Genomic DNA, 9803 nt, shown 5'->3' on the forward strand with positions numbered 1-9803 from the left:
GTGCGGGGTCAGCGAGGGCTGGCGCTTCCAGGAGGCGGGAGGGATGTCTTTCCGTCGTCCGATGCCGGTGTCTTGCATTCGCGCACCTCCTGGTCGGGCGTCAGGGCTGTCTGGGTGGAAGGTGGGTCCGGTGTCTGTCTATTTCCACCGGGGGACACCGGGGTCGCAGGGGTGCGGTGAATCCAGGCAAGGGGGCGAGGTCCCGCCGGGCATGGTTCCTGCGTGAGCGATGGACACGACGCAGTGTTGGGAGTGGACGTGGCTGGTGCCCTGGTGGCGCGGCCCCTTCAGGTGAGGTCGGGTCACATGCTGATCATCGGCGCGACGGTGGTGGGCATCCTGTTGATGTTGGTGGTGCTGGCCGCGGTCATGATGGGCGGAGCGCTGGCGCACAAGGGCGCGCGCCAGGATGAGGAGCGGCGGGCGCGGGAAGCCAGGGAGCGCGCGGAGCGGCGGGACCGGGAGCGCAGTGGGCCGGGGCCGTTGGGTGGAGAGCCCGTGCCCGCGTGAGTGTTGGGGGCGTGAAGAGGTGGGTGCATTCCCCGAGGCATGGGAGGATGCGCCGTGCGCTTCGTGCTCCCTTCGTTGTTGCTGTCGCTGCTCGTGGGGGCGTGTGTTCTTCGGCTGTGAGCATCCCGAGGACGGCGTGAACGTCTCGCTCTTCACGGGGTCAACGCCGGGGCTGTACTACTACGTGCTCCTGAATCCCGACTTCGAATGCTGTGTGGGCCGCGCAGGCGCATCCTGGATGGGTGGTTCTTCTACGGGAGAGTCCTGCCGGAGCGGCGCCTCCCACCCCCTGACGTCTACCGGGGCCGGGGGGCGTAGTAGCGGCGCAGCCAGCGGCTCAGTCCATCCAGGCCGGGGAAGAGCACGCGCTCGGTGATGTTCGCCTGGTCGAGCTTGTCCCGGACCTCCCACTTGAGCGACGCCGGCACGATGAGCCGCCGCACCCCCTGGTGCTGGTGCCCCAGGAAGTCGTTCAGGCTCTGGCCCGGCCCGTTCATCACCGAGAACAGCGCGAACTGGTTCACGATGCGCGCATCCAGCGACGGTGGCTCGAAGAACAACACGAACGGATGCTCCGCCAGCCCGTCGAACGTCGGCAGATCCACCGCCACCATTTCCAGCATCTCCGCCGTGAACACGTCCGCGCCCTCCAGCCGCAACTGCTCCTTCAACGGCCGGGGCAACTGCTGGTTCGTCTGGTGGTAGTCCACGCACCAGACGGCGCCGTCCTCGCCCAGGAAGTCCTGGCGCTCCGTCATGAAGTGCAGCGCCACGTACGGACTGAACGTCCAGTCCAACAGCCGCGTCGGCATCCCGTGGTGCTGCGCCAGCGCCAGCCAGTCCCACACCGACGTGAGCTGCGCCGTGCCCGGCACGCCCCTCGCGTACTTGCGGAAGGCCCGGAGCAGGTCCCGCTCGTGTCGCACGAACGCGCCCTGGCGGTTCAACGTCGCGGACAAATCCAGCCGGGCATCCGGAATGCCGCGGAAGACGAAGCTTGTTCGAAAGCGGCCGAGCGGCTCGTTCCACGAACCCCCGAACAACAGGTCCTGCAACTCCAGCCACGTCGTGACGCGTTGCTCCTGCATCCCCGCCCCCTCGTTCCGGAAGGTGAGCCCTGCCGTCCAAGGAAGCAGCGTTTCAGCGAACCAGGCTTCGGCCGACGACGGGCGCCCTCCCGGTCCGCTCCTTCCCCTGGCGGGGAAGCACGGGCCCGGTCGGACGCCCGGTCGCCTCAATCACAAACAGGAAACAGGACTACGGCCGCCCGAAGTCGGCGGGCTGGGTAAAGGCATACGAGCTGGCCCCCGGCGCTTTATCCGCCTGGAACAGCGGGCACTTCGCGCAGGTGAAGCTCTCCCAGTCCTCGCGGACCGCCACGTCGATGCAGCCACTGTAGAAGCGGCAGTGGACGTTGCGGTACTCCTCGATGGAGAACGAGTCGGCCCGCAGCGGGAGATGGAACTCGGTGGGTCGCGGCTGTGGACAAGGCATGTGTTTCTCTCTAGCCCCCCTCGTGGGTGCTGATTCCCTCTACTGACTGGTGCGTCGCGTCATTCCCGAGGGCCGGAAGCACAGGCACTGAACGCCTGCACCCTGGCTCATCGCAGCCAGCAGAAGACCGTGTAGGTTCTGAACGCTCAACAAAAGGCAGAACAGCCTAAGCACGTCGCCCCTCCCGGGCCCGTCCTGGCGGGATGTCTGCCTTCACGCCGGACAGGCAACCGGGCACGGACTGTCGGAATCTTCACCCTCGGAGGACTTTCCCGCGAAGATGCGGCGCGTGAGCCCCCCCTTGCGAACCCCCCATGTCCCCTCTCGCTGGCTGAGCGCCCTGGCCCTGGCCACGCTCGTGCTGCTCAGTGGCTGTTCCGCCTTCTCCCGCGCGGTGCGCGAGGGCGATGCCTCCTCCAAGGAGCGCCGCTGGGCGGAGGCGGAAGCCGCCTACCTGCGTGCCCTGGCGGCGGACCCGGAGGCCTCCGAGGTCACCGTGAAGCTGCGCGCGGTGCGCAAGGAGTGGGGCGCGGAGGTGTACCAGGAGGCCGGCGCTGCCCATGCCTCCGGGGACCTGCCGTCCGCCACCAAGCTGCTGGTGCGCGTGCTGGAGTTGGATCCAGACCATGACCCGGCCCGGGCCCTGCTCGCCCAGACGCTGGAGGCGCGCGTGGGGGTGGCCCTGGGGCTCCTGAAGGAAGAGAAGCTCCAGGACGCCCGCGCGGAGCTGGACGCGGTGCTCGCCGTGGCCCCGGACCACACGTCCGCGCGCAAGGGCGTGGACGCGGTGCAGGTGGCGTGGGCGAAGCGCTTCTTCGCCAGCGCGGACACCCTGGAGAAGGCGGGCAAGCTGGGCAACGCGCTGCTGGCCTACGTGCGCGCGGACCAGGAGCGCGTGGGCGCCACGGCGGCCCGGGAGCGGGCGGAGGCGGTGCGGCTGAAGCTGCGCGACGAGGTGGCCTTCCTGGTGGTGGCCTCGCCCGTGGACGACAAGGCCCAGGCGCCGGACGTCGCCCAGCGGCTGGGCGCGGGACGGCTGGCCACGTTCCTGCCCACGCAGCTTCCCCTGAAGGTCGTGACGGAGGCGCCCCCCGGACGGGTGGGCGTGAAGCTGGAGCTGTCGCTGGAGCGCGTGCTGCCCCTGAAGGCGGTGGAGGAGTCGCAGCGCACGAAGCGCTACCTCGCCGGCAACCGCTCCGTGCCCAACCCCAAGCGCGGCCAGTTCGAGTCGAAGCTGCTGGAGACGGAGCGCACGCTGGAGACGGTGGAGCGCAAGCAGGCCGCGGTGCTGCGCGAGTACCTGCGCGCCCAGGTGGAGCTGGGCACGCTGCGCGATGCCGCCGAGCGGTGCCGCGAGCGGGAGAAGCGCGAGTGCCGCGAGGCGCTGGTGGAGTGCGGCGAGGAGGCCCGCGCGGCGGCGAAGCCGGGCAGCATCCCCGGAGAGTGCAACCCGGAGCGCTGCTCGGGGCAGTGCACCCAGGACGAGGGCCTGATGGTGCAGAAGGCCAAGGCGGCGCGCGTGCTGGAGCTGGCGGTGCAGGTGGCGCTGGACAAGGCGGAGACGCAGCGCACGGAGGTGCAGCGCAACCGCGACTCCGTCTTCCGCGAGCCCATCACGGTGGAGGAGCCCATGTATTCGGACTTCGTCTACGACGTGCAGTTGCACCGGCTCACCGTGACGGCGACCGTGACGGCGGTGATGCGCGACCTGCTCACGCCCCAGCAGGTGCCCGCGCCCAACACGCAGGACTACGCGGTGCTGCACGAGGACGTGGCCCACAAGGGCTATGACCGGTACGGCGTGCTCGCGGACCCCGTGCAACTGCGCAACGAGCTGGAGCTGCGCGTGGACGCGGGCGACAAGGCCGTCGCCGACCTGGCCAAACGCGTGAAGGAGCGCTTCGACGTGTACCGCGGCAAGCGCGTGGAGGACGCCCGGCGCGGCATGGTGCGCCCCGGTGCCGAGGACGTGGTGGAGACCGCCGTGCGCGCGCTGCTGCTCACCGCCGACGCGCCCCCCCAGGATGTCCTCCAGCCCGTCGCCCGCGCTCGCGGCCTCACGCGGCCGGAAGCGCTGCTCGGGCAGTAGCCTCGCGGCCTCACGCGGCTGGAGGCGCCAGTCGCCCAGCCGCGCGGGCGTGCGCGGGTTTACGCGGTCGAGTGCACCACTCGCTCGGTCGCGCATGGCCGCACTGCTCGCCCAGCCGCTCGGGCGTGCATGGCCTCACGCGGCGCGGAGGCGCTGCTCGCCCAGCCGCTCAGTAATACGCGGTGGACCGTGCACGGCCTCACGGCCCTCCGAGCCGTCGCCCTCCGCGACGGCCCGGTGCTCAGTCCAGGCTGGCGCTCATCTCCGGGCGCTCCAACCGCAGCGCCTCCACGCGCCTGCGCCGCGCACCCGCGATGGCCAGGTGCCACGCGCCCGCCGCGAGGCCCAGGACGCAGCAGCCCGCCCACAGCGCGGAGGCGTTGATGTGGCCCAGCACCGCGCCACCCAGCGCTGGCGCGATGCTGGAGGCCAGCCCCCACATCATGTGGTACGCGCCCTGATAGCTGCCGCGCAGCTCGGTCGGCGCCAGGTCCGCCACCACCGAGGGCGCCACCGGTGACTGCGCCATCTCCCCCAGCGTCCACACCGCCACGGCGAGCATCGCCCACGGCACGCCGGCCGGCAGCGCATGCAGCCCGAAGCCCACCCCTGTCAGCAGGCCCGCGAGCGCCAGCGCGGTGGAGCGCCGCACCCGGCCGACGAGGCGGTTGACGAACGGTTGCAGCGCGACGATGAGCACGCCGTTCACCGACATCACCAGTCCGTAGTCCGCGGGCGTCAGGCCCCGCGCGGCCAGCGTCACCGGCAGGCTCATGTGGCTCTGGAAGAAGATGAGGGCCAGCGCGAAGATGGGCAGGCAGAACGCCAGGTACACCCCGTCGCGAAAGGGCATCAGCAGGTCGCCCAGCGTGGAGCGCGCCACGGCGCCCTTGGCCGCCGCGGGCCGCGTCTCCGGCACCAGCACCCAGACGCAGCAGCCGTAGAGGAACGTGGTCACCGCGTCCGCGATGAAGAGCAGCCGGTAGCCCATCCCCGCCAGCAGGCCCGCCAGCGGCAGCGCGATGGCGAAGCCCAGATTGATGACCCAGTAGAGCATCCCGTACGCCCGCGCCCGGTCGCGCGCCGGCACCACGTCCGCGATGGCCGCGGACACCGCCGGGCGGTACAGCTCCCCCAACAGTCCCAGCAGGAAGGCCGCGACCGCGATGCGCCCCGGCGTCTCCGAGAAGCCGATGAACACCATCGCCCCCGAACCCAGCCACAGGCCTCCCGCGAGCGTGAGGCGCCGGCCCACCCGGTCCGCGAGCATGCCGCCCAGCGGCCCGGCCAGCACCGCGCCCGCCCCGTTCAGCGACACGACGAGGCCCGCCTGCTCCACGCTGAAGCCGCGCTCCCGCGTCAGGTACAGCGCCAGGAAGGGCGCGACGAAGGAGCCCAGCCGGTTCACGAAGGTGCCCACCCACAGCACCCAATACGTCCGGGGGAGGCCACCTCCACCGAACGCTCTCAACACCATGGCAATGGGATTCATGCAGGGGGGCCCGACGGGGACGCGGCGCCAGGGCTGACGGACCGCGCGCGGGAGAATGCGCCCCCACTCGGCGCCTTTCCACGACCTTCCACCTCCTGCGCGGCGGTTGGGGCTTCATGCATTCCATTCGCGTGGAAACGCGCATTCCCGGGGTGTGTGCTCCGGGCTGGACTTCTCTGGTGGGCTCCTCCAGGTTGCGCGGCCACCGACACGGGAAGGCGGGACGAAGCAGGGCATGGGGCAGGTCATCGGACTCCTGGGGGTGTGCCTGGTGCTGGGGGTGTTCGCCCGCCGCAGCGGCCGGTTCCCCGAAGCCACGGCGTCGGTCTTCAACGTCTTCCTCCTCAACGTGTCGCTGCCCGCGCTGGTGCTGCGCGCCATGCACCGGCTGGAGTTCGTCCCCGGGCTCGCCGTGGCGGCGGTGGCCCCCTGGCTGCTCTTCCTGGGCGCAAGCTTCGTCATGCGCCTGCTGGGCCCCCGGTTGGGACTGTCGCGCGAATCGGTGGCGGCGCTCGTGCTCACCGCGGGCCTGGGCAACACCGCCTTCGTGGGCCTGCCCATGGCCGCCGCACTGCTGGGGCCTGATGGCGTCGCGGTGGCGGTGGTGGTGGATCAACTGGGCTCGTTCCTGGTGGTGGCGACGCTCGCCACGCTGACGGCCGCGAAGGCCCACGCCCAGGCTTCGCTGTCCGTGCGCACGCTCGTGCGCAAGGTGCTGGTGTTCCCCCCGTTCCAGGCCCTGGTGGTGGCGCTGCTCCTGCGGCCCTTCGCCTTCCCGGACTGGATGGACTCCGTGCTGCAACGGCTGGGCGACCTGCTCACGCCGCTGGCGCTGTTCCTCGTGGGCTTCCAGTTGCGGCTGGACGGTCTGCGCAAGCGCTTGCCGGCGCTCGCGCTGGGGCTGTCCTACAAGCTGGTGCTCGCGCCGGTGGCGGTGCTGGCCGTGCTGGCGTTCATGCCGGGCCTGGCGCTGGTGGTGAAGCAGGCCACCGTGCTGCAGATCGCCATGGCCCCCATGGTGACCGCGGCCCTGCTCGCCGCCGAATACGAATTGGATCCGGAGCTGGCGGTGCTGATGGTGGGCGTGGGCATCCCGCTGTCGTTCTTCACCGCGCCGCTGCTCATGGCCCAGGTGCACTGAGAGGCCGCACCCGGGCCATGCCCCGCGCCCTGGACTAGAGCTGGCGGATGAACACGGCGTTGAGCTTGTTGTTCGCCGCGCCCGCCGCGCTCTTCACCGTCAGGCGCCCGTCCGACACCGCGACGCGCGCAAGGCCGGTGGTGTAGCCGTAGCCGGTGGGCAGGCCGCTGAGCACCACGGTGTCCTCCGCCTGGATGCGGTAGGCCCCCACGTAGTTGAACGGCTCGCCGGCCAGCATGCTCACCTCGTAGACGCCGTTGGGGACGGCGATCTCCCAGACGCGCTCGCCGCCCTGCTGCAGGCGCGCGTGGCGCTGCGCGACGATGTCCACGTCATGGCCCGCGTCCACCATGTTGGCCGTGTTGTCCACGTTCCACCCGTAGGTGAAGCCGAACTGGCGCGCGCCGTAGATGAGCCCGTTGTCCGGCAGGTAGCCGTAGTTCTCCAGCGGCGGGTTGGACGCGGGCTGGAAGTTGATGTCGATGCCGAACTTCCGCTTCACCTCCAGGAAGGCGAGCTTGTTGTTCACGGCCGGGCTGCTGCTGCTCACCGTGAGCTTGCCGTCCTTCACGTCCACCAGCTTCACCGCTTCGAAGAAGTGCTGATCCGCGCTCGGCGTGCCGCGCAGCACGTCGCCGTAGTATTCGACGTTGAAGGCGAAATCGCTGTCGGTGAAGTCCGGGTCCCCCGCGACGAGCCGCACCTCGTAGTAGCCGTTGGGCACGGCCAGTTCCCAGACGAAGTTCGCGCCGTTCTGCGTGCGGATGAGCGTGTCGTACGCCTGCGACGGGACGTTGGGGTTGTTGCGGTCGCGCGTGTTGGCGGTGTTGTCCTGGTTCCACCCGTACGTGAAGCCGTTGCCCCGGTTGCCGTACACCTGGCCGGAGTCCACGACGAAGCCCGCCGGTACCGGCGCGCTCGCGGGCTGGAAGTTCACCCGCAGCTCCAACGGCGTGAACGCGGAGAAGGGACCGGGGGACTGGGCCCGGGCAGGGGAGCCCGCCAACGTCAGACCCAAGCCCAGGGTCGTGGCGGCGGACAGCAGGAAACGCTTCATCGGGGACCTCGGAGACAAAAAAGAAGGGAATCGCGGCTTACCGCGATTCCCTCCGTGCCTCCGCACTGATTCCGTCCGTTGCCGCCACGGGCGAACGTCCCCCGGGCGGGCTGTCAGCGTGAGGAAGGACGCTCGGGGTTACGCGAGCGCCGTGGTCTCGAAGGAGAGCTCCACGCCGTTGGGCTTCACGCGCATCTGCGGTCGTGACAGCACGTGGCAGTGGGGGCAGTAGCCGTGGGCGCCTGCTGGCGTGGCACGGATGGAGACCGCGCCGCCGCACACCATGCAGCCCTCGGGAAGATCGAAGTCCGCGAATCGCTCTCCGCTCTGGGTCTCGAAGTGGGTCATGCCATTGAGTTAACGCAGGATCCGCCGGACACAAGGAGACTGGGACCTTCCCTCAAGGACCCGGTTCGCTGCCCCGCCCCTCCTCTCAGGGACAGCAGCCGGATGACAGCGCCCGACTGCAAACGTTACCGGGGGCCCGCCGACTGCCCACCCGCCGACATTGCAAGCTGCTGTTCGTGCTGGCGAGGGCTGGCACGGGACTTCCATAGCGCACTCCCTCGGATGGCAACGGGCCGGGGGAGGCGTGGGATGGGTGCAGGGACGACAGTGAAGGTCATGTGCGACCGGAAGGGCTGGCGGGTAGACGTCACCCCTCCCGAGGGGGAGCTGCGGCGCTACCGCTACGGGAGCGAGGCGCAGGCGCGCTACTTCGCGGCGGTGTTCGCGCTGGGCCCGAGCGTTCTGCCCCCCAAGGACCATGCGCGAAGGGGGCAGGGGGCCCGCTTGCCTCTACCCATGCGGCCTTCTTTCGGAGAGGCTTCGATGCATGAGTGATGCTCCCAAGCCCAAGCCCTTCCTGCTTCCCAACCGGCAGCACGTCACCAAGGAGCCGGATCCCGCGGGTCGCTGGTCCTCGCAGTTCCCGGACATGATTGGCTACTCCAGCCAGGGCGGCGGCAAGGTGCCGGCCGACTTCGGGTGGAACACCAACCCCAAGCAGTGGCAGGAGGAGCTCACGCCGCAGACGCTGGCGGAGCGCTTCGAGGAGCTGCGCATCCTGCCGCCGAAGAAGGACGCCCCGGCGCTGCCCGCGTCCGCGGCGCCTCCGGCGCTGCCTTCCGCGACGAAGCCTTGATCAACTGAACGGCAGGCTGGCCAGCCGCTCGCGGAAGCGGGCGAGCAGGTCCCTGGCGCCGGCCTCGTTGAGTCCTCCGGCGGCTTCCTGACGCCCCTTGCGCAGGAAGACGTCGAAGGGCACCGAGCGGCCGGAGAGCGCGCCCGCGGCCTCCACCGCCTCCTCCAGGACGCGCGCCGCGCCCGGTGAACCCAGCTCCAGGTGCATGTCCACCTGCTCCAGCCGGACGCCGCTCGCCGCCCACACCGCGCGGTCATGCACGGTGAGCCAGGTGCGCGTCACGTCCTCCATCGCTTCTTCCAGGAGCGCGAGGAAGGGCTCCACCAGCCCTGGCAGCACGTCCGGCCCCAGCTCTGACTTCGTGCCCGCGTCGCGCAGCCGGCCCCGCGTCGCGACGATTTCTCGCTTGGTGGGCGTGCGCAGCGCGAGCGATGAGGACAGCGACACGAAGGCCGCGAGGCTCTCCTCCGCCTGCCGCGCCAGCGCGGGCCGCTGGGCATCCGTCGCCTTCGCCGCGCGCTCCAGCCGTCCTTGCAGCGAACGGCGCAGATCCGCGGACGCGCCCCGCAGGGCCACGCGCGCGCCCACCTGATGGGCATAGCCGGGCACCACGTCCTCGCGGCGCACGTCGGCGAAGGCCGCGGCGGTGAGGTAGACGAGATCGCCAATGCGGTTGCGGAAGTCCGCGCGCGACGCGGCCAGCTCCGACATCAGCGTCCAGCGGTCGCTCACCACCTCCGGCCGCCGCATCTGCACGCCCAGCTCCTGCACGCGCTTCGCCAGCCGTTCAGCGCTGGCGTGAAGCACGGCCTCCGCTTCCTGCGCGCGGCGCTCGTCGGAGCTGGAGGGGGGAGGGGCCCAGCCGCCGTCGTTGGA

At 70.7% G+C, this 9803-nt stretch carries 11 protein-coding genes; 5 read left to right on the top strand and 6 right to left on the bottom strand.

The window, feature by feature from the left end; all coding sequences use genetic code 11:
• The first annotated feature begins 306 nt into the window (after positions 1-306).
• Entirely contained in the window at positions 307-510 is a 204-nt protein-coding gene (locus D7V88_RS34260; RefSeq protein WP_120544818.1) for a hypothetical protein, read from the top strand.
• A 296-nt stretch (positions 511-806) separates the two neighbouring features.
• Here D7V88_RS34260 and D7V88_RS34265 read toward each other — a convergent pair whose 3' ends face one another.
• Positions 807-1598 (bottom strand): FRG domain-containing protein, encoded by a 792-nt coding sequence (locus tag D7V88_RS34265; protein WP_120544819.1) that lies wholly within the window; start codon positions 1596-1598, stop codon positions 807-809.
• Between the two features lie 169 nt (positions 1599-1767).
• Positions 1768-2004 carry a hypothetical protein gene (locus D7V88_RS34270; protein WP_120544820.1) on the bottom strand — a complete coding sequence of 79 codons (237 nt, stop codon included), beginning with the start codon at positions 2002-2004 and terminating at the stop codon, positions 1768-1770.
• A 301-nt stretch (positions 2005-2305) separates the two neighbouring features.
• Here D7V88_RS34270 and traC point away from each other — a divergent pair, with 301 nt between their 5' ends.
• Complete coding sequence (gene traC / locus D7V88_RS34275) at positions 2306-4093, top strand: outer membrane exchange accessory lipoprotein TraC (RefSeq protein WP_372241145.1); 1788 nt, start codon at positions 2306-2308, stop codon at positions 4091-4093.
• A gap of 241 nt (positions 4094-4334) precedes the next feature.
• Here traC and D7V88_RS34280 read toward each other — a convergent pair whose 3' ends face one another.
• Entirely contained in the window at positions 4335-5585 is a 1251-nt protein-coding gene (locus D7V88_RS34280) for an MDR family MFS transporter (protein ID WP_120544822.1), read from the bottom strand.
• A 235-nt stretch (positions 5586-5820) separates the two neighbouring features.
• Here D7V88_RS34280 and D7V88_RS34285 point away from each other — a divergent pair, with 235 nt between their 5' ends.
• On the top strand, positions 5821-6726 hold the full coding sequence (locus D7V88_RS34285) for an AEC family transporter (RefSeq protein ID WP_120544823.1): 906 nt from the start codon (positions 5821-5823) through the stop codon (positions 6724-6726).
• A gap of 34 nt (positions 6727-6760) precedes the next feature.
• On the opposite strand, the gene D7V88_RS34290 is transcribed toward D7V88_RS34285, so the two are convergent.
• Both D7V88_RS34290 and D7V88_RS34295 read right to left on the bottom strand, forming a co-directional pair.
• The gene (locus tag D7V88_RS34290; RefSeq protein WP_120544824.1) at positions 6761-7783 is read right to left on the bottom strand and encodes a hypothetical protein; all 1023 of its coding nucleotides are present in this window, start codon (positions 7781-7783) and stop codon (positions 6761-6763) included.
• Between the two features lie 138 nt (positions 7784-7921).
• Positions 7922-8131 (bottom strand): hypothetical protein, encoded by a 210-nt coding sequence (locus D7V88_RS34295; RefSeq protein WP_120544825.1) that lies wholly within the window; start codon positions 8129-8131, stop codon positions 7922-7924.
• A gap of 276 nt (positions 8132-8407) precedes the next feature.
• Between D7V88_RS34295 and D7V88_RS44780 the strand changes: the two genes are divergently transcribed.
• Both D7V88_RS44780 and D7V88_RS34305 read left to right on the top strand, forming a co-directional pair.
• Complete coding sequence (locus D7V88_RS44780; RefSeq protein WP_244238543.1) at positions 8408-8626, top strand: hypothetical protein; 219 nt, start codon at positions 8408-8410, stop codon at positions 8624-8626.
• The gene (locus tag D7V88_RS34305) at positions 8619-8927 is read left to right on the top strand and encodes a hypothetical protein (RefSeq protein WP_120544826.1); all 309 of its coding nucleotides are present in this window, start codon (positions 8619-8621) and stop codon (positions 8925-8927) included. The genes D7V88_RS44780 and D7V88_RS34305 overlap by 8 nt, the downstream gene beginning before the upstream one ends.
• Here D7V88_RS34305 and D7V88_RS34310 read toward each other — a convergent pair.
• A partial coding sequence (locus D7V88_RS34310; protein WP_120544827.1) for a hypothetical protein occupies positions 8928-9803 on the bottom strand: 876 nt, incomplete at its 5' end.

Source organism: Corallococcus terminator, from assembly GCF_003611635.1.
Lineage (GTDB): Bacteria > Myxococcota > Myxococcia > Myxococcales > Myxococcaceae > Corallococcus > Corallococcus terminator.

Excerpts from the sequence above, each read along its gene's own strand:
- D7V88_RS34260 (WP_120544818.1), top strand. The coding sequence starts at position 307 with ATGCTGATCATCGGCGCGACGGTGGTGGGCATCCTGTTGATGTTGGTG.
- D7V88_RS34265 (WP_120544819.1), bottom strand. The coding sequence starts at position 1,598 with ATGCAGGAGCAACGCGTCACGACGTGGCTGGAGTTGCAGGACCTGTTG.
- D7V88_RS34270 (WP_120544820.1), bottom strand. The coding sequence starts at position 2,004 with ATGCCTTGTCCACAGCCGCGACCCACCGAGTTCCATCTCCCGCTGCGG.
- D7V88_RS34280 (WP_120544822.1), bottom strand. The coding sequence starts at position 5,585 with ATGAATCCCATTGCCATGGTGTTGAGAGCGTTCGGTGGAGGTGGCCTC.
- D7V88_RS34285 (WP_120544823.1), top strand. The coding sequence starts at position 5,821 with ATGGGGCAGGTCATCGGACTCCTGGGGGTGTGCCTGGTGCTGGGGGTG.
- D7V88_RS34290 (WP_120544824.1), bottom strand. The coding sequence starts at position 7,783 with ATGAAGCGTTTCCTGCTGTCCGCCGCCACGACCCTGGGCTTGGGTCTG.
- D7V88_RS34295 (WP_120544825.1), bottom strand. The coding sequence starts at position 8,131 with ATGACCCACTTCGAGACCCAGAGCGGAGAGCGATTCGCGGACTTCGAT.
- D7V88_RS44780 (WP_244238543.1), top strand. The coding sequence starts at position 8,408 with ATGTGCGACCGGAAGGGCTGGCGGGTAGACGTCACCCCTCCCGAGGGG.
- D7V88_RS34305 (WP_120544826.1), top strand. The coding sequence starts at position 8,619 with ATGAGTGATGCTCCCAAGCCCAAGCCCTTCCTGCTTCCCAACCGGCAG.